Raw genomic sequence first — 17766 nt, 5'->3', positions numbered from 1 at the left:
TTCACCCCGGACCGGCTCAGGCGGCCGGCGCGCCGAACCAGCTCCGCAGCCGGCCGGTGAGCTCCGCCGGGTCCTCCCCGGCCCAGACGACGTGGCCGTCGGGGCGGAGCAGCACCGCGGGCACGTCCAGTTCCTCGCTGCCGTCCACGACGTGGTCGACGCGGTCCTCCCAGCCGGCCGCCGACAGCCGCCCGGTCGCGTCGAGGAGCAGGCCGCGTCCGGCGTGCAGCAGGGAGTAGAGGCGGCCGCGCTTCAGGGCGACGTCCCGCAGCCGTCTGCCGAGCAGCGGGTGCCCCTCGCCGAGGTCGTAGCGGACGCCGATCGCGGTGATCTTCTCGATCAGGTACCGGTTCACCTCCTCGAACTCCATCAGCTCCGCCAGCAGCCCGCGCACCGACCGGGTCCCCGGCTCGGCGGACAGCAGCAGCGTCTGGGCGCGGGTGTTCTCCAGCACCTCGGCGGCCACCGGGCGCCGTTCGGCGTGGTAGCTGTCCAGCAGGCCCTCCGGGGCCCAGCCGTCGACCTCGGCGGCCAGCTTCCAGCCCAGGTTGAACGCGTCCTGCACACCGAGGTTGAGCCCCTGCCCGCCGGTCGGCGGGTGGACGTGCGCCGCGTCCCCGGCCAGCAGCACCCGGCCCGTCCGGTAGCGCTCGGCGAGCCGCGTCGCGTCCCCGAAGCGGGACAGCCATCGCGGCGAGTGCACCCCGAAGTCCGTCCCGGCCACCGCCCGCAGCCGCGCCTTCAGCTCCTCCAGCCCCGGCGGCACGGAGCGGTCCCCGGCCACGCCCTCCGCCGGGACGATCACGCGGTACACCCCGTCGCCCAGCGGCATGGTGCCGAACCGCGCCTGCGTCCTGCGGACCCGGGCCACCACGGAGGCCAACTCCTCCTGGGACGCCGTCACTTCGACCTCGCCCAGCAGCGTCTCGGTCCGCGCGGGCTCGCCGGGGAAGCCGACGCCGAGCAGCTTGCGCACCGTGCTGCGCCCGCCGTCGCAGCCGACGAGATACCGCGCGCGGTCCCGGGTGCCGTCCGCCAGCTCGACGGTCACCCCGTCCGCGTCCTGGCTCAGCCCGACGAGCGTGCGGCCGCGCCGGAACTCGGCGCCGAGCCCGGCCGCGTGCTCCGTCAGCAGCCGCTCGGTGACGGCCTGCGGGATGGCGAGGACGTAGCTGTGCGCCGTGTCCAGGCCCTCGGGCCAGCTCGTGCCGAGGCCGGCGAAGAAGCCGCCGGCCCGTACCCGCTCGCCGTGCGCGAGGAACCGGCCGAGCAGCCCGCGCTGGTCCATCACCTCGACGCTGCGCGCGTGCAGCCCGAGCGCGCGGGACTGCCCGGTCGGCTCCGGCTCCCGCTCCAGCAGCAGGACGTCCACCCCGTGCAGCCGCAATTCGGCGGCCAGCATCAAACCGGTCGGCCCGCCGCCGACCACGATCACGTCACGCATCACATTCCCGTTCACCGGACCCGGACCGAGCGGGCCGGAATGTCTCGCACACTTCCGGTATTCCGGCTGTTTCCGCAGGTACCGGCTTCGGCCGATGATTCTGGGCATACCCGGGGCCTTGCCGCAAGGCCCCCCGTCGGCTATACGTTGAGAGTGGCAAGGAGCGGACGGCCCTCCTTTTCGGCCCCCTCCTCTCTCCCCTCCGGTTTTCTTTCCGCTTTCCGCGTGCGCGGGTTCTTGTGGTGCGCGAAAACGGTGGTTACCTTCGGTAAGCCTTTGGGGGTGCGCGCGGTGCGCCCCGCCCGCCCCACCGTCAACACGGCGCCGCGCGGGCCGAGTTGACGACCGAGGAGAGCTGCCCGTGCGCCCCAGCCCGAAGCGGAACGAAGCGGCAGCCCCGAGCCGACGGGGCCGCGCGGCCGTCACCCTCGCGGTCGCGCTGCTGCTCGCGGCCGCCGGCACGACGCTCGCGTCCGCGGCCGCGCCGGGGGAGGGGGACGCGGAGCTGCGCGAGGTGATGTTCGTCGGCAACAACTGGGACGGGACGGCCGACGTCGTCGAACCCGGCGGCGACCTGGCGCGCATCGGCCGGATCAACGTCATCCCCGACAAGGCGGAACGCCTGCGCGAGATCTACACCGACCCGCTCAAGCTCGCCTTCTTCCTCGGTATCCGGCAGGGCCCCGGCGAGGGACACGACCAGTTCGTCGACGACATGTACGCCACCCCGGACGGTTCGGCGATGGTCGTCTCGCGCCCGAGCTTCGCCGACGTCGTCTCCGTCGACCTGGCCACCGGGAAGCTCAACTGGCGCTTCCGCGTGTCGGGTTTCCGCTCCGACCACATGGCCGTCTCGCCGGACGGGAAGCGGGTGGCCGTCTCGGCCTCCACCTCCAACACCGTTCACGTCCTGGACATCACCACCGGCGAGCAGCGCGGCTCCTTCCGCGCGGGCGACAAGCCGCACGAGAACGTCTTCACCGACGGCGGCCGGTACCTGTGGAACATGTCGATCGGCGAGGTCAACACCGACCTGGACGCCCCGTTCATGGACTGGACGAAGGGCGACCGGAAGATCACCGTCGTCGACGCCGGGACCTTCGAGGAGGTCAGGGTGATCGACATGCGGGAGCGGCTGGACGCCTTCGGCCGGGAGGACCTCTCCGACGCCGTCCGCCCCGTCGCCTTCACCCCCGACGAGTCGAAGCTGTACTTCCAGGTGTCGTTCTTCAACGGCTTCGTCGAGTACGACGTCGCCGCCGACGAGGTCACCCGCGTCAAGGAACTGCCGAAGAACCCGGACACCAGCGAGAAGCGCACCGACTGGGTCAACGACTCCCGCCACCACGGGATGTCCATGAGCCCGGACGGCGAGAAGCTGTGCGTGGCCGGGACGATGGACGACTACGCCACCGTCGTCGACCGCCGCACCCTCCGGGAGGGCCCGCTGGTCACCGCCGACAAGCCGTACTGGGCCACGGTCAGCGGCGACGGCCGCTCCTGCGTCATCTCCGAGAGCGGCGCCGATGCCGTCACCGCCATCGACTTCGCCACCGGCCGCAAGGTCGCCACCGTCGAGGTCGGCGACCACCCGCAGCGCGTCCGCCTCGCCCGCATCCCCGCCGGATGGACGGGCCCGTCCGCCGCGAACTGACGGGCCGGGCGGGGGAGTCCGGGGCCTACGGGGCGGTGCCGGGCCCGGCGCCCGCGTCGAGGGCGGCCGCCGCCGCGTCGAGGGCGAGGTGCCACGGGTAGCGGCCCCGGTCGCCCTGGCCCGGCGGGCGGGGCTCGAAGCCGCCGGGGCCGAGCAGGACGCGCACGCCCGCGCCGCGCAGCGTCGCGACGCTGGTGCCGAACTGCGGATGGGTGGCGTACTCGCTGTTCACGCACGGCATGACGACCAGCGGCCACCGCTTCCCGATCGCCTCCGCGACCCAGCCGCCCACGAAGTGCGGAGTCAGCCCGAGCGCGCAGACGTTGACGGTGTTCAGCGTCGCGGGGGCCACGACGGCCACGTCCGCCGGGGGCCACACCTCCTCGTCCCAGGGCATCCGCGGGGCGCTGCGCACCGGCCGCCCGGTGATCCGCTCCAGCGCGGGCACCTCGTCCCGCAGCCAGGCGGCCGCCGTCGGCGTCAGGCCGACGCAGACCGACCAGCCCGCGGACCGCGCCCGCTCGACGGCGCCGACGAGGTCGAGGACGGGCGGGGCGGCGGAGCCGAAGAGGTACATCACGGGAGAGGCCATGCCGGAATCCCATCACGGGGCGGCCCGGCGCGGCGGCAGCCCGTCCCGTACCGGCCAACTGCCCTTGGAGGACGGGTACTTGGGCGTACGGCACCCGGGAGGCGGGCCACCCCACGAGATTTGGTATACAAAATGGGTGTCCACAGAGCCGAGCACGTCCACCGGGCCCACCCCGTCCACCACGGCCCCGGAGCCCGCCGCGCCCCCGCCCCGGCGCTGGTGGGCGCTGTGCGTGCTCGGCCTCGCGCAGCTGATGATCATGCTCGACGGCACCGTCGTGAACGTCGCGCTGCCCTCCCTCCAGCAGCAGCTGCACCTCTCCGACGGCGACCGCCCCTGGGTCCTCACCTCCTACACCCTCGCCTTCGGCGGACTCCTGCTGCTCGCCGGGCGGATCGCCGACCACGCGGGCAGGCGGCGGGTCTTCGTCACCGGGCTGGCCGGCTTCGCGCTCGCCTCCGCCGCGGGCGGCGCCGCACCCACCGCCGGCGTGCTCTTCGCGGCCCGCGCGGCGCAGGGCGCCTGCGCCGCACTGCTCGCCGCCTCGGCCCTGGCCCTGGTCACCACCACCTTCCCCGACCTGCGCGAACGCCGCCGCGCCCTCGCCGTGTTCGGCGCCCTCGGCGGCGCGGGCGCCTCGCTCGGCGTCGTCCTGGGCGGGCTGCTCACCCAGTGGCTCGGCTGGCGCTGGTGCCTGCTCGTCAACGTGCCCATCGCGCTCCTCGCCCTGGCCCGCGCGGGCTGCGTCGACGCCGGCCGGGAGGAACGCCCCGCCGGCCGGCTCGACGTCGCCGGAGCGGTGCTCGGCTGCGGCGGCCTCACCGCTTTGGTATACAGCGCCAGTCAGGCCGAGTCCGACGGCTGGACCTCGCCCCTCGTCCTGGGCACGCTCGCCGCCGGGGCCGTGCTGCTCACCGCCTTCGGCGTCCGGCAGACCCGGAGCGCCGCACCGCTGCTGCCGCCACGGCTGCTGCGCGACCGGCGCCGGGTCGCGGCACTCGTCGCGGGCGCGGTGATGATGTCGGCGCAGCTGTGCGTCGCCCTGTTCCTCACCTACCACCTGCAGTCCGTGATGGGCTGGTCGGCGGTGGCCAGCGGGCTCGGCTTCCTGCCGATCAGCGTCGTCACCACGGCCACCGCCACCCAGCTCAGCACCCGGCTGCTACCCCGGCTCGGCCCCCGCACGATGATGACCGCAGGACTCACCCTCGCCGCCACCGGCCTGTTCCTGCTCTCCCGCCTCACCCCGGACGACGACTACGCGACGGGCGTGCTGCCGGCGCTCGTCGTCTTCGGCCTCGGCATGGGCACCGGCTTCCTCGCGATGATGACCGCCGCCACCGCCGACGTCCCCGCGCACGACTCCGGCATCGCCTCGGCGGCGCTCAACACGGCCCAGCAGACGGGCGGTTCACTCGGCTCCGCCGTCTTCAACACCGTCGCCGCCGGCGCCGCCTCCGGCTTCCACGGCAGCGCCCAGGCCGCCACCCTGCACGGCTTCACCGCCGCCGTCCGCTGGCCCCTCGGCGCCCTCCTCCTCGGCGCAGCCCTCGCCCTCGCCTTCGGCGGCCGCCGCCAGGAACGGGCATGACCCCGAGGACCGCCCTCACCCGGCGGAGTCCAGCACCACCACGGCCTCGTCCGTGTACGTGAGGAAGGTGAACGTCTGGCGGAAGTACAGCTCGATGTCCTTCTCGTCGTGCGAGGCGTAGCCGATCGCCAGGTCCTGGCCGAACCGCAGCTCGAAGTCCCCGCCCCGCACCGAGAGCAGGAACGCGCCGTCCAGCGCCGGGGCCCACACCAGCTGCCCGTCCAGCATCCGGCCGATGTGCGCGGCGACCGGATACCCGTGGTCGGAGGTCTCGTTCACCGCCGTGTACGCGTCGGCACCCAGCAGCAGCGTGTACGGGCCGCCGACCCCCGCGAGACGCAGCGCCGTCAGGGCACGGCTCACCGCGTCCGGGAACTCCCGCGGCTCGGCCGGGAGCGCCAGCACCGGATTCGAGGTGCGGCGGCGCAGCCCGTCGATCCCCGCGGCCGCGAAACCGTCGAACACGGCCCGGTCCTCGGCGAACGCCATCGTGCGCGCCGCGTCCTTCACCGGCTGCCAGTCGGAGTCCTGCGCGCCGCGCTCGACGTCGTCGACCGCCGTACGGCTCACCGTGAACGGCACCCGCAGCTCCACCAGGGGCTGCGCGACGCGCAGTTGGGCGTTCACGCCGGAGGCCGGCGGGTCCACGGGGGAGAGGTGGCCGGTGCCGACCGCGGCCAGCCCGGGGCCGTCCGGCCCGGTGACGTCCACGGCCCGGCGGCCCGCCACGTTCCGCCGGAACGTCCGGTCGGCCTCCTCCTCGATCTCGCCCCAGGCCGCGGGGGTGATGGGGGCCAGCTCGCGGTGCAGATTGGTCATGCCGTCGGGCGAGGTCATGGCCGTTCTCCTTTCAGGCTGCCGATGTGCAGACCGCCGCGCCGCCGCCCGGGCGCGGGAGGGAGGTCGTCGAGGAAGGACGCGGTGGGGACGTGGAAGAGACCCCCGGTCAGCGCCGTCGAGAAATCCAGAATCCGGTCGTGCGATCCCGGCGGATCGCCCAGGAACATGTTGCGCAGCATCTGTTCGGTGACCTCGGGCGTGCGCGCGTACCCGATGAAATAGGTGCCGAACGCGCCGTCCGCGACACTGCCGAACGGCATGTTCTCCCGCACGATCTTCCGCTCGTTGCCCTCGTCGTCGGTGACCGTGTTCAGCGCGACGTGCGAATCGGCCGGCTTCACCTCGTCGTCCAGCTCGACGTTCGCCGTCTTCGTCCGGCCGATCACCTTCTCCTGCTCGTCGGACGGCAGCGCGTTCCAGGACGCCAGATCGTGCAGGTACTTCTGCACGACCACATAGCTCCCGCCCCGGAACTCCGGGTCCTCCTCGCCGACGAACACGGCGTCCTCAGCGAGCGGCCCCTCCGGGTTCTCGCTCCCGTCCACAAAGCCCAGCAGGTCGCGCTCGTCGAAGTACTTGAACCCGTGCACCTCGTCCACGACCACCGCCGCCCCGCCCAGCCGGTCGCCGATCAGCCTGGCCAGCTCGAAACACAGGTCCATGCGCTGGGCCCGCACGTGGAACAGCAGGTCGCCGGGGGTGGAAGGGGCCCGGTGGCGCGGCCCGTCCAGCTCCGGGAACGGGTGCAGCTCCCGGGGCCGGGGCCCCGCGAACAGCCGGTCCCACGCGTCCGACCCGACGCCCACCACACAGCCGAGCTGCGCCTCGGGCACCCGGAACCCCACCGAACGCCGCAGCCCCGCCACGTCCCCCAGCAGCCCCCGCACCGTCTCCTCCCCGCCCGGAAGGACCGAGACCACGAGGAAGACGGCGGCCCGCGACGGCGGAACGGTCACCGACTGGGACACGGGCACGGGCGGGGACTCGGCCACGGGCTCTCCCTCCGGACGGGCGGCGACGGGACGGCGCCGCTCCCCATGCTGATACCTCCGCGCCCGCCCGGCACGACGGCCCGCACCCGGCGGCCCCGCATGGCGACCCCCGCACCGCCGCCCTAGCCTGACCGGAAGTGCCGGGCCCCGGCCGAAGTCCCGAACGGCGGAAGGGTGACCAGCCGTGAGCGTCTCCGACGACCAGAGCGCCTCCGACGACACACGGGAACAGCGCGAGCCGCCCGCCGGCCCGCCCCCCGACCGGGCACCCGCCTCCCGTCCGTACCACCACCCCGCCGCCGGCTGGGGCGCCGCCAAGAGCGTGGCCCGGTTCCTCACCCGCGAGAAGGCGTTCGTGGACGGGCCGCGGGCCATCATGCGGATGAACCACGAGAACGGCGGGTTCGACTGCCCGGGCTGTGCCTGGCCCGACGACACCAAGGGCCTGCACCTCGACATCTGCGAGAACGGCATCAAGCACGTCACCTGGGAGATGACCGGGAAACGCGTGGGCCGCGACTTCTTCGCCGCCCACTCCGTCACCGAACTCTCCGGGTGGAGCGACTTCGCCCTGGAGGACCAGGGCCGGCTGACCGAACCCATGGCGTACGACCCGGAGTCGGACCACTACGTCCCGGTCAGCTGGAAGGAGGCGTTCGACCTCGTCGGACGCACCCTGCGCGGACTCGACGACCCGGACCGGGCCTCCTTCTACACCTCGGGACGGCTCGGCAACGAGGCCACCTTCCTGTACCAGCTGATGGCCCGCGAGCTGGGCACCAACAACCTCCCCGACTGCTCGAACATGTGCCACGAGGCCAGCGGCCGCGCCCTGACCGCGTCCCTCGGCACCGGAAAGGGCACCGTCGACCTCAAGGACTGGGAGACCGCCGACGCGCTGTTCGTCCTCGGCGTCAACGCCGCCTCCAACGCGCCCCGCATGCTCACCGCGCTGGCCGAGGCGTACCGCCGCGGCGCGCAGATCGTGCACGTCAACCCGCTCGTCGAGGCCGCCGCCAGGCGCACCATCGTCCCGCACGACTTCCTCGACATGGCGCTCTACAAGCCCACCCGCACCAGCACCCTCAACCTCCAGCCCCGCGTCGGCGGCGACATGGCCCTGCTGCGCGGCATGGCCAAGGCGGTCCTGGAACAGTCGGTGACCGATCCCAAGGCGCTGGACCGGGAGTTCATCGACCGGTACACCACCGGCTTCGACGCGTACCGGGCACAGTGCGAGGCCACCCCCTGGGAGGAGCTGGAGCACCAGTCCGGGGTGAGCCGGGAACAGATCCTCCGGGCCGCCCGCGTGTACCGGGACGCCGACCGGTCCGTCGTCAGCTGGTGCCTCGGCGTCAGCCAGCACGAGCACGGCGTCGACACCGTCCGCGAGATCGTCAACCTGCTGCTCCTGCGCGGCAATCTGGGACGCGAGGGCGCCGGGCCCTCGCCCGTGCGCGGGCACAGCAACGTCCAGGGCAACCGCACCTGCGGCATCGACCACCGGCCCGAACCGGAGTTCCTGGACCGGCTCGCCGAGGTCTGCTCGATCCGGCCGCCGCGCGAGCACGGACTGGACACCGTCGGCACCATCCGGGCCATGGAACGCGGCGAGGTGAGCGTCTTCGTCGGCATGGGCGGCAACTTCTCGCTCGCCGCCCCCGACACCCCGCGCACCTGGGCGGCGCTGCGCCGCTGCGAGCTCACCGTCCAGGTGAGCACCAAACTCAACCGCAGCCACCTCGTGCACGGCCGGCGGGCGCTGATCCTGCCCTGCCTCGGCCGCACCGAGAAGGACCACCAGCGCGGCGGCGTGCAGAGCACCTCCGTCGAGGACTCGATGAGCATGGTGCACCTGTCCGTCGGCATGAAACGCCCGGCCTCACCGCACCTGCTGTCCGAACCGGCGATCATCGCGGGCATGGCCCGCGCGGCACTCCCCGACAGCCCCACCCCGTGGGAGTGGTACATCGAGGACTACGACCGCATCCGCGACACCATGGCCAAGGCCCTCGACGGATTCGAGGACTTCAACCGCCGCGTACGCCTGCCGCTCGGCTTCCGCATCCGGCAGCCCGCACGCGAACTGGTCTTCCACACCCCCTCCGGACGCGCCGAGTTCTCCACCGCCGCACTGCCCGACGTCGTCCCCGAGCCCGGCACCCTCGCCCTGGGCACCATGCGCTCCCACGACCAGTGGAACACCACCGTCTACTCGGACAACGACCGCTACCGCGGCATCCGGAACCTGCGCACGCTCGTCTTCATGAACCGCGACGACATGCGCGAGCGCGGCCTCGCCGAGTTCGACCCGGTGCACATCACCAGCACCGCCAGGGACGGCAGCACCCGCTCCCTCGACGGCTTCCTCGCCGTGCCCTACGAACTCCCGCGCGGCTGCGCCGCCGGGTACATGCCCGAGATGAACGTCCTGTGCGCGCTGTCCGACCACAGCACCCAGAGCGACCAGCCGATCATGAAGCACGTCAAGGTCACGGTGGAACCGGCGGGTTGACCCGCGCCGCCTACGGCCCGGCGAGGCGGTGCAGCAGGTCGTAGGCGCGCCGCTCCACGGCCGCCAGCTCGGCCGGGTCGATGCCCGCCGACCACAGCTCCCCGGCTGCCGCGTCGTCCGCCTCGCGCAGGTCCACCAGCGCGGCGGCCAGCCGGCCCTGATGCGTACGGCGCCGCTCCGGCGGCCCGTCCAGCGCCTCCGCCGCGCGCTCCACCACGCCCCGGCAGACGGCCAGTTCGTGACGCACCCGCGCGGCGGCCCGGTCGTGCACCACCAGCAGCGCGCAGCCCAGACCGACGAGGACGCCGAGCGCGCTGCCCGTCACCCGGTCGTGCAGCAGCGTCCCCGGCGAGGCGGACGTCTGGAGTTCGCTCAGCAGCAGCGCCAGCGGCGTCAGAAAGACCACGCCCAGCCCGTAGTTGCGGGCCACCACGTACTCCAGCAGGAACTCCAGGACGAGCACCACCAGCACGATCACCAGCGGCTCCGGACGCGTGGCCAGCACAGCCCAGGCCAGCACCAGCCCCAACGCCGTGCCCAGGGTGCGCTGCACCGCGCGGTGCACGGTGCTGTAGACGTTGATCGAGTGCAGCACGGCGGCCGCCGTGATCGCGGCCCAGTACCCGTGCCCGAGACCGAGGACCAGCGCCAGCCCGCCCGCCAGCCCCGTACCGACGGTGGTCCGCAGCGCCGGGGCGACGAGCGAGGCCAGCCGGTGCCGGGCACTCCGCGCCCGCAGCGGCTCCCCGTCCGCCCCCGGCACGTGCGGCGACGTCCCCGCCGGCGACGGCACCACGTCCAGCGGCAGCCCGTCCACCACAGGAGGCAGCCGGCGGCGCCGGTCGGCCAGCAGCCGCGCCTGCCGCCGCAACGAGGGCGCCACCCCCGGCACCGGCTCGCGTACGGAGGTGACCAGCAGCGTCCACGTCATCCCGGTCAGACGCACCAGCGTCCGGCCCTGCTCCCGGCCCTGCGGGGACGCGGCGGGCTCGATGCCGAGCGAGCGGTGCGCGCGGAGCACCGCCGTCGTCGCCCGCCGACGCGCGAGCAGCGCCGCGTCCGGGCCCGCGGCCTCCAGCAGGGCCGCGACGGAACCGAGCGCCTCCGAGACCGCCAGCCGTTGCAGCCGGTCCGGCCGCCACAGCGAACCGGCCCACGCCAGCAGCCAGGCCATCCCGGCGCCGAACGCGGCCAGCGCGGTGGGCAGCAACTCCTCGCCGGGGCGCGGCGCGTGGTCGGCGGCGACGGCGAAGCCGAGGAGCACGAGCACCGCGCCCAGCCCGCGCAGCCTCGTCACGTCGCACAGGTACTTCGCGGCTCCGGCGACCAGCGCCGTCGCGGCGATCACCGTCAGGTCGCCGGGCCGGCCCGCGTCCGGTCCCGTCACCGACGCCAGCGCCGAACCCGCGCCGACGGCCACCGTCATCGCCGCGGCCACGACGGCCAGGACGGTCAGCCGCCGCCGGTGCGGCAGCCCCCGTTCGAACGTGGCGGTGAACGCGCCCAGCGCCGGATACACCGCGAGATCGGGGCGCCCGGCCAGCACCGGCGGCAGCATCGCGAGGGCCATCCCCAGCGCCGCGTGCAGCGCGAACTGCGCCGCCCCCTCGACCCGCGCCAGCCGCAGCGCGCCCCGCGGCGAGAGCACCGGCAGCAGCGTGGTCACCGCCCACCGCCGGAACGACCGGACGAGAGGACGGACCACACCGCGAACTCTGATCATGACCGTTCGATCGTAGCCGCGCGCCGGGCACGGCACGGACCCGGCGCCTCGCCCCGGCTCAGCAGAAGACGGTCTTCTTCCACACGCCCAGACCGCCCGTCTCGCGGTACCGCGTCTGCCCCTTGTTGAGACCGAAGCAGCGGCTGTCCTTCGCGTAACTCATGATGATCTTGACCTTGACCTTCTTGCCGCACTTGTTCCGCACGGTGACTTTGTAACCGTGCGCCTTGTTCTCGGCCGTGGTCTTCACACACATCGCCGCCGACGCCCCGGCCCGCGCGTCCGACGCGGGAGCCGCGGCCTGCGCCGGGCCGGCGGCGGCGAGCGTGCCGAGCGTCAGCGCGGCGGTCGTGGCGAGCGAGGCGAGCGCCGGGACGTGCTTCCTCCGGCGCGTGACGTTCGTGGGGTTCGCGGACATGTGCCCTCCTCGGCTGCGATGCGCTCCCGGCCCACAGTTCCGCCGCCGTCCTCACGGCGACCGCCGGGCGCCCACCCAGTACGGCACACCCCGTCCCCCACCGTCCCCCTCCCCGCCCCCACTGGGACGTCCCCCTCCTGACCTGCACCGCAGCCCCACCTGGGACGTACGCGGTGGGACACGGGATGCGGGTGGGACGGGGCGGGCGGACCAGCCGTCGACCGGCACGGGGTCAGCCCGCGGTGACGTCCGCACGCGCCGGTGCCGCGAGGTCCAGGAGCCGCTGCACCAGGACGGGGTACGTCCACCCGGCGCCGCCCGCCGCGCACGGCAGCAGGCTTCCCGCCGTCAGACCCGGCAGCGCGTTGACCTCCAGACACCAGGGCTCGCCACCGGAGTCGCACCGGAAGTCGGTACGCGAGTACGCCCCGGCCCCGAACCCCAGCGCGCGGTGCGCCAGCAGGGCCGACTCCCGCAGCCGGTCGGCGAAGCGGTCGTCCACCCGGGCCGGGCACACCTCGCCGACCGCCCCGGGCCGGTACTTGGCCGCGTAGTCGAACATCGGCGTCGTCAGCTCGATCTCGACCACGGGAAGCGCCTCGCCGCCCACCACGGCCACGGTGAACTCCCGCCCCGCCAGGAACGGTTCGACCAGCAGCTCCACGTCACCGGCGGACTCCTCGGCCACCACCCGGGTCAGCTCCGGCAGCGAGCCGACGCGGTGCACTGCCACGCTCGACCCGTCCGCGGCCGGCTTCACCACCACGGGTCCCGCCGCCAGCAGCCGCCGCACGTCCGACGGCACCGCCCCGGGACCGGGCCGCCACGGGACCCGCTCGGGGACCGGCAGGCCCGCCGCGCCCAGAACCGCCTGCGCGCGCCCCTTGTGCCAGGCCGCCGCGCACGCCGCACTGTCCGCACCCGTGAACCGCACCCCGGCCATCTCCAGCAGTGCCTGAACGTGCCCGTCCTCACCCCAGCCGCCGTGCAGCGCCAGGAACACCGTGTCCGCGCCGCGGAGCAGCTCCAGGACCGGGCCGCCGGTCAGTGCCGTGTGCATGCGCCGCCGCAGCTCGTCCCGCTCCGCGAGCGACGGCGGCTCCCGCCCCACAGTGAACTCACCGGCCGCGTCCCCGGGTTGCAGCGGCCCGGCAAGCACCGGGACCGCGGCGGCCGGATCGACCACCACGACCTCGTGCCCCCGCTCGAGCAGGGCCCGCGTCACCGCCCATCCCGAGGCCAGCGACACGTCGCGTTCGGAACTCTCGCCACCGCACAGCACCACCACACGCATGGCGAGGGAGCCTAGCGAGACGAGTTGGATTTTCCAAGCAGTGACTTTGTGAACCCAAGCGGGAGTGGTGCCGAGGGAGAGCGATGCGCAGGCGCGGGTCCTATGTGCACAGCGGGCAAGGCAGTTGACGCACCATCCGCCCGCCACGTCCCGAAGATCCCCGTTTCCCGGAAGGGGTGGCGGCGCGGGAGTATAGCGATACCGGTGCTCTCGTCCGTTTCCACCCCTCTTCATCCGGGCTGGTGGGGAGAGTGTCACGATGGAGCGTATGCCCTTGGGAATCCTGTCACGCCGACGCAGCAGCCGTACCAGTCCGCCACCGCACCTCCGCGCGCCCATCCCGCAAGGGGCCGGTGCGCTCGACCTGACCGTTCACGACCCGGTCGGGCTGCCGCTGTCCGCGGCCAAGGTGACGCTCACGGAGTCCGGCGGCCACCAGCTGATGACCGGGCAGACCGACCCCCACGGCCGGTTCACGGCCACGCTGCCGCCCGCCTCGTACGAGGTGCTGGTCACGGCCGACGGGTACCAGCCGGTCCGCAGCCGGACGTCGGTGGGCGACGGGAGCAGGACGCCGCTGCCGACGATCACCATGGAGGTCGCGCCCGCGCCGCCGCTGCCCACCGCGGGCGAGTGGCAGATCGACCCCTCGCACAGCTCGGTGCGCTTCATCTCCCGGCACATCGGACTGGCCCATGTGCACGGCCGCTTCAACGACTTCCAGGGCCGGGTCACCGTCGCGCCGAACGCCCAGGACTCCGAGGTCGAGGTGCTCATCCACGCGGCGAGCATCGACACGGGCATGCGGCTGCGCGACGACCACCTGCGCTCCGCCGACTTCCTCGACGTCGAGCGCTACCCGTACCTGCACTTCCACAGCAGCCGCTTCGTGCACCGGGGCGGCACCCGCTGGGCCGTGCAGGGCGCGCTGGAACTGCGCGGCGTCAGCCGCAGCGTCACCCTCGACACCCGCTACCTGGGCGTCGGCACGGGCATCCAGGGCGAGACGCGCACGGCCTGCTCCGCCGGGGTCGAGCTGCACCGCGAGGACTTCACCCTCAACTGGCGCAAGATGCTGGACGCCGGCATCGCCGCGATCGGCTCCTCCATCCGCGTCGAACTCGACATCCAGGCCGTCCCGGCCCCGCCCGGCCAGGCGTGAGCCCCACCCGCTAGGGGCGACGGCGCGCGGCCCACTCGGTGCGCCGCAGCGCGTACTCGACCTCGCCGTGCTCGCTGCCCGGGAGCGGGTCGTCGAACTCCGGGTGGAAGGTGCGCACATGGCGGAGACCGGACTTCTCCATCACGCGGCGGGAGGCCGTGTTGACCGCCATCGTCTGGGCCCACACCCGCCGCATGCCGAGTTCGGTGAAGCCCTTGCGGATCAGGGCGCGGGCTCCCTCGGTGGCGTAACCCCGGCCCCAGACCGCTGACATGAGCCGGTAGCCGAGTTCCACCTCCTCGGTGCCGCCGTCCTCGGGCGGCTGGAGGCTGAGCCAGCCGACGAAGCCGCCGGTGGCGCGCTCGACGGCCGCCCAGCGTCCCGCCCGTCCCGCGCGGTAGTCCCGCAGGATTCCCGGCAGCACCTCGTTCTCGATCTCCGCACGCGGTGTGGGCTCGCCGGTGAGGAAACGCATCACCTCGGGGTCGGCGTCCAGCGCCACCAGGCTGTCGGCGTCCGCCTCGGTGAAGCGGCGCAGGATCAGCCGCTCGGTCTCCAGGAACACGTCCACCGTGAGCACTCCCTCCCGTCCCGCGTCATCCTGCGCCGGTCGAGGGCAGGCCGTCCACGGCTTTTCGCCGCGGCCGGATCAGGCCCGGACGTCCAGCAGCCCGCGGAACGCCTCGTCCCCGGCCGGGGTCAGGAGCACCGCGCGTCCCGAGCCGACGCGGCGCACCCAGCGCCGGTCGAAGGCCGTGGCGCACAGGGCCGCGCCCAGGACGCCCGCCAGATGACGCCGGCGCTCCGTCCGGTCCAGACAGCCGCGCACCAACGGCCGCCGGGAGCCCGGGCGTTGGCGGTGACCCAGCACGTCCGCCAGCCAGGCGCGGCCCTCCGGGGTGACGGCCAGGCCGGAGTCCTCGGCCACCAGGCCCCGGGCCACCATCCCGTCCGCCAGGCGCACGCCCAGCTCGCCCGCGAAGTGGTCGTAGCAGGTCCGGGCCCTGGCCTCGGCTCCCTGCCGCGCGGACCGCCCCAGGGTGCGCGGGCGCGCGTCCTCCGGCGCGTACGCCGCGACGGCCTCGACCAGCCCGGCCGCCTCCGGACCTGCCAGCCGGACGTACCGGTGCCGACCCTGGCGCTCCTCCGCCAGCAGCCCGCCCGCGACCAGCCGCGACAGCTGCTCGCTCGCGGTGGACGCCCGCACCCCGGCATGCCGGGCCAGCTCACCCGCCGTCCAGGCCCGCCCGTCCAGCAGGGCCAGGCAGAACGCGGCCCGGGTGCGGTCGGCGAGCAGACCGGCGGTCTCGGCGAGCGGTGACATGCGGCCATCATGGCGCACCCGCACTTCGGCCGGCGCCGAACCGTCCGGGCCCTAACGTCAGGGCATGAGCCACCCGGAGCAGACGCACGAGAACCAGGCCGACGGGACGTACGCGGCGGACGCCTTCGCCCGGCTGCACCGGCAGCCCGACGGGCCGCTGCTGCTGCCCAACGCGTGGGACGCCGCCTCCGCAACCGCCCTGGCGGAGCAGGGATTTCCGGCCGTCGGCACCACCAGCCTCGGCGTGGCCGCGGCCGCCGGCCTGCCGGACGGCGCGGGCGCCACCGCGTCGAGGACCGTGGCACTCGCCCGCGCGCTCGGGCGGGGCCCGTTCCTCCTCACCGTCGACGCCGAGGGCGGCTTCAGCGACGACGTGCACGAGGTCGCCGCACTGGCCCGCACGCTGCAGGAGGCAGGCGCCTCCGGCATCAACCTGGAGGACGGCCGCCCCGACGGCACCCTCGCCCCCGCGCGCCTGCACGCCGCCAAGATCGCCGCCGTCAAGGCCGCCGCCCCCGGCCTGTTCGTCAACGCCCGTACCGACACCCACTGGCACGGCCACCACCCCGACCGGACCCTCGCCCGCCTCGCGCACTACGAACAGGCCGGCGCCGACGGGGTGTTCGTGCCGGGCCTCACGGACCCGGACACCATCGCGGCGCTGACCGGGGCACTCACCGCACCGCTGAACATCCTGTACTCCGCGGCCGGACCCTCCCTCGCCGAGCTGACCGCGCTCGGCGTACGCCGGGTCAGCCTCGGCTCGCTGCTCTACCGCACCGCCCTGGCCGCGGCCGTCACCACGGCGACCGCCGTCCGCGCCGGACAGCGGCCGCCCGGCGACGCGCCCCCGACTTACGACGAGGTCGACCGCCTGGCCGCCCGGCCTACGCCTCCCGCCGGTTCAGCACCGTGAAGGCCCCGCAGGTCAGCGCCGCCAGCACCGCCGCCGCGCCCAGGACCGCCGGGACGGGGAAGGCGCCCGCGAGCAGCGTCACCGCGTACGGGGCGAACATGCCGAGATAGGCCAGGCTCCACAACAGCGCGGTCAGCCGGGCCAGTTGGTGCGCCGGGGCCAGCACGGCCACCTCGGTCAGCCCGAAGGTCAGCGCCAGCCCGTACCCCGCGCCCAGCACCGCCGCCGCGGCCAGCGCCGCCACCGGCTGCGACCGGACCACCGCCGGCACCGCCAGTGCCAGGCCCAGCGCGATCACGGCCAGCCCCGCGAAGCCGGTGGCGATGCGGTGCCGCGCCGCCAGCCGCCGCGCCACCGGCTGGACGAGCATCCCCGCGCCGGGCACCACCGCGGTGGCGACCCCGGCGTACACCGTCCGCCAGCCGTCCAGCCCGCCGTCGACCAGGCCGGGCAGCGTGCCGAAACCGATCGTCGGGGCCGCGAAGATCCACGGGGCGAGGGGCAGCACCGCGCGGCGGAACCGCCGCCAGTCCACCGGCGACGGGTCCGCCGCACGCGCGGGCGCCGACGGCTCCGGCCGCGTCTCCGGCGCCCCACGGGCGACGAGCGCCGCCGCAACGGCCAGCACCAGATGCGGCAGATACGCGCTGACCAGCGGGAACGGCGCCCACTGCGCGATCAGCGAGGCGACCAGACCGCCCGAGGCGAAGCCCGCCGACACGAACAGGCCGGAGCGCCTGGCGGCGGAACCGTCGTCCACCGCGTACGGCGGGCCGGACAGCTCCTTCACCCACGCGCTCCCGGCCGCCAGCAGCGCCCCGGCCCCGACCCCCGTCAGCAGCCGCCCGGGCAGCAGCAGGCCCGGCACGGCGGAACCGGCCATCAGCACCAGACTGGAGAGCAGATTGACCGCGAGCGCGGCGAAGGCCACCGGCCGCCGCCCGAACCGGTCGGCCAGCGGACCACCGGCCAGCAGCCCCGGTATCAGCCCGAGCACGTACAGCGCGAACAGCCCCGTCACCGTCGGCCCGGCCAGCCCCAGCCCCTTCTGGTACGAGCCGAGCAGCGCGGAGAACTGGTTCGCGCTCCAGCCCGAGGCCATCATCATCCAGGCCGCCCGCACCCCGGGCCGGGGTAGCCCGGCCCCCGGAGCCGGGGGAGCGGAGCGCGGGCGGACATCGGTGGCATCTGTGCAGGTCATGAGACCTGTGTACGGCCCGGCCCGGCCCCCGCGCCGCACGCGTTCACGATTCCTGAACGCCGCTGCCTACCGCCCCGCCACCCGTCGTACGCTGAAAGGT

At 74.3% G+C, this 17766-nt stretch carries 15 protein-coding genes; 5 read left to right on the top strand and 10 right to left on the bottom strand.

Translation table 11 applies throughout. The features are described from left to right. Positions 1-16 precede the first annotated feature (16 nt). Positions 17-1444, bottom strand: a complete 1428-nt coding sequence (gene rox / locus HCC30_RS24395) for a rifampin monooxygenase (RefSeq protein ID WP_169444927.1) — start codon at positions 1442-1444, stop codon at positions 17-19. A 439-nt stretch (positions 1445-1883) separates the two neighbouring features. On the opposite strand from rox, the gene HCC30_RS24390 reads away from it, so the two are divergent. Next, a complete protein-coding gene (locus HCC30_RS24390; protein WP_206324285.1) occupies positions 1884-3098 on the top strand; it encodes a YncE family protein in 1215 nt (404 codons plus the stop codon). A 25-nt stretch (positions 3099-3123) separates the two neighbouring features. Here the strand turns inward: HCC30_RS24390 and HCC30_RS24385 are convergent, their stop codons facing one another. Continuing rightward, positions 3124-3690 carry a flavoprotein gene (locus tag HCC30_RS24385; RefSeq protein ID WP_169444926.1) on the bottom strand — a complete coding sequence of 189 codons (567 nt, stop codon included), beginning with the start codon at positions 3688-3690 and terminating at the stop codon, positions 3124-3126. 136 nt (positions 3691-3826) lie between these two features. On the opposite strand from HCC30_RS24385, the gene HCC30_RS24380 reads away from it, so the two are divergent. Then, positions 3827-5281, top strand: a complete 1455-nt coding sequence (locus HCC30_RS24380) for an MFS transporter (protein ID WP_346776784.1) — start codon at positions 3827-3829, stop codon at positions 5279-5281. Between the two features lie 15 nt (positions 5282-5296). On the opposite strand, the gene HCC30_RS24375 is transcribed toward HCC30_RS24380, so the two are convergent. Continuing rightward, on the bottom strand, positions 5297-6100 hold the full coding sequence (locus HCC30_RS24375; protein WP_169444997.1) for a family 1 encapsulin nanocompartment shell protein: 804 nt from the start codon (positions 6098-6100) through the stop codon (positions 5297-5299). A gap of 14 nt (positions 6101-6114) precedes the next feature. Next, positions 6115-7095, bottom strand: coding sequence for a Dyp-type peroxidase (locus HCC30_RS24370; RefSeq protein ID WP_169444996.1), 981 nt, complete (start codon positions 7093-7095; stop codon positions 6115-6117). Between the two features lie 202 nt (positions 7096-7297). Between HCC30_RS24370 and HCC30_RS24365 the strand changes: the two genes are divergently transcribed. Next, positions 7298-9628, top strand: coding sequence for an FdhF/YdeP family oxidoreductase (locus HCC30_RS24365; RefSeq protein WP_169444924.1), 2331 nt, complete (start codon positions 7298-7300; stop codon positions 9626-9628). A gap of 10 nt (positions 9629-9638) precedes the next feature. Here HCC30_RS24365 and HCC30_RS24360 read toward each other — a convergent pair whose 3' ends face one another. The 3 genes from HCC30_RS24360 to HCC30_RS24350 all read right to left on the bottom strand — a co-directional run bounded on the left by HCC30_RS24360 (position 9639) and on the right by HCC30_RS24350 (position 13063). After that, positions 9639-11351 carry an FUSC family protein gene (locus HCC30_RS24360; protein WP_169444923.1) on the bottom strand — a complete coding sequence of 571 codons (1713 nt, stop codon included), beginning with the start codon at positions 11349-11351 and terminating at the stop codon, positions 9639-9641. A 58-nt stretch (positions 11352-11409) separates the two neighbouring features. Beyond that, the gene (locus HCC30_RS24355) at positions 11410-11769 is read right to left on the bottom strand and encodes a hypothetical protein (protein ID WP_169444922.1); all 360 of its coding nucleotides are present in this window, start codon (positions 11767-11769) and stop codon (positions 11410-11412) included. A 232-nt stretch (positions 11770-12001) separates the two neighbouring features. After that, positions 12002-13063, bottom strand: a complete 1062-nt coding sequence (locus HCC30_RS24350; RefSeq protein WP_169444921.1) for a D-alanine--D-alanine ligase — start codon at positions 13061-13063, stop codon at positions 12002-12004. Positions 13064-13331: 268 nt separating this feature from the next. Here HCC30_RS24350 and HCC30_RS24345 point away from each other — a divergent pair, with 268 nt between their 5' ends. Beyond that, positions 13332-14225 (top strand): YceI family protein, encoded by an 894-nt coding sequence (locus tag HCC30_RS24345; protein ID WP_169444920.1) that lies wholly within the window; start codon positions 13332-13334, stop codon positions 14223-14225. A gap of 10 nt (positions 14226-14235) precedes the next feature. On the opposite strand, the gene HCC30_RS24340 is transcribed toward HCC30_RS24345, so the two are convergent. Both HCC30_RS24340 and HCC30_RS24335 read right to left on the bottom strand, forming a co-directional pair. Beyond that, positions 14236-14796 (bottom strand): GNAT family N-acetyltransferase, encoded by a 561-nt coding sequence (locus HCC30_RS24340; RefSeq protein ID WP_169444919.1) that lies wholly within the window; start codon positions 14794-14796, stop codon positions 14236-14238. 78 nt (positions 14797-14874) lie between these two features. Then, a complete protein-coding gene (locus tag HCC30_RS24335; protein ID WP_169444918.1) occupies positions 14875-15549 on the bottom strand; it encodes a winged helix-turn-helix domain-containing protein in 675 nt (224 codons plus the stop codon). A gap of 64 nt (positions 15550-15613) precedes the next feature. Between HCC30_RS24335 and HCC30_RS24330 the strand changes: the two genes are divergently transcribed. Then, the gene (locus HCC30_RS24330) at positions 15614-16465 is read left to right on the top strand and encodes an isocitrate lyase/phosphoenolpyruvate mutase family protein (protein WP_169444917.1); all 852 of its coding nucleotides are present in this window, start codon (positions 15614-15616) and stop codon (positions 16463-16465) included. Here the strand turns inward: HCC30_RS24330 and HCC30_RS24325 are convergent. Further along, positions 16437-17666, bottom strand: coding sequence for an MFS transporter (locus tag HCC30_RS24325; RefSeq protein WP_240979856.1), 1230 nt, complete (start codon positions 17664-17666; stop codon positions 16437-16439). The two genes, HCC30_RS24330 and HCC30_RS24325, sit on opposite strands and share 29 nt — an antisense overlap. Positions 17667-17766: the final 100 nt, after the last annotated feature.

Origin of the sequence: Streptomyces sp. HNM0574 (assembly GCF_012726235.1) — a bacterium.
GTDB lineage: Bacteria > Actinomycetota > Actinomycetes > Streptomycetales > Streptomycetaceae > Streptomyces.
Note: the sequence above shows the minus strand (reverse complement) of the source record. Positions and strands in the feature narration are given on the sequence as shown.

Excerpts from the sequence above, each read along its gene's own strand:
- rox (WP_169444927.1), bottom strand. The coding sequence starts at position 1,444 with ATGCGTGACGTGATCGTGGTCGGCGGCGGGCCGACCGGTTTGATGCTG.
- HCC30_RS24385 (WP_169444926.1), bottom strand. The coding sequence starts at position 3,690 with ATGGCCTCTCCCGTGATGTACCTCTTCGGCTCCGCCGCCCCGCCCGTC.
- HCC30_RS24375 (WP_169444997.1), bottom strand. The coding sequence starts at position 6,100 with ATGACCAATCTGCACCGCGAGCTGGCCCCCATCACCCCCGCGGCCTGG.
- HCC30_RS24360 (WP_169444923.1), bottom strand. The coding sequence starts at position 11,351 with ATGATCAGAGTTCGCGGTGTGGTCCGTCCTCTCGTCCGGTCGTTCCGG.
- HCC30_RS24355 (WP_169444922.1), bottom strand. The coding sequence starts at position 11,769 with ATGTCCGCGAACCCCACGAACGTCACGCGCCGGAGGAAGCACGTCCCG.
- HCC30_RS24350 (WP_169444921.1), bottom strand. The coding sequence starts at position 13,063 with ATGCGTGTGGTGGTGCTGTGCGGTGGCGAGAGTTCCGAACGCGACGTG.
- HCC30_RS24345 (WP_169444920.1), top strand. The coding sequence starts at position 13,332 with ATGCCCTTGGGAATCCTGTCACGCCGACGCAGCAGCCGTACCAGTCCG.
- HCC30_RS24335 (WP_169444918.1), bottom strand. The coding sequence starts at position 15,549 with ATGTCACCGCTCGCCGAGACCGCCGGTCTGCTCGCCGACCGCACCCGG.
- HCC30_RS24330 (WP_169444917.1), top strand. The coding sequence starts at position 15,614 with ATGAGCCACCCGGAGCAGACGCACGAGAACCAGGCCGACGGGACGTAC.
- HCC30_RS24325 (WP_240979856.1), bottom strand. The coding sequence starts at position 17,666 with ATGACCTGCACAGATGCCACCGATGTCCGCCCGCGCTCCGCTCCCCCG.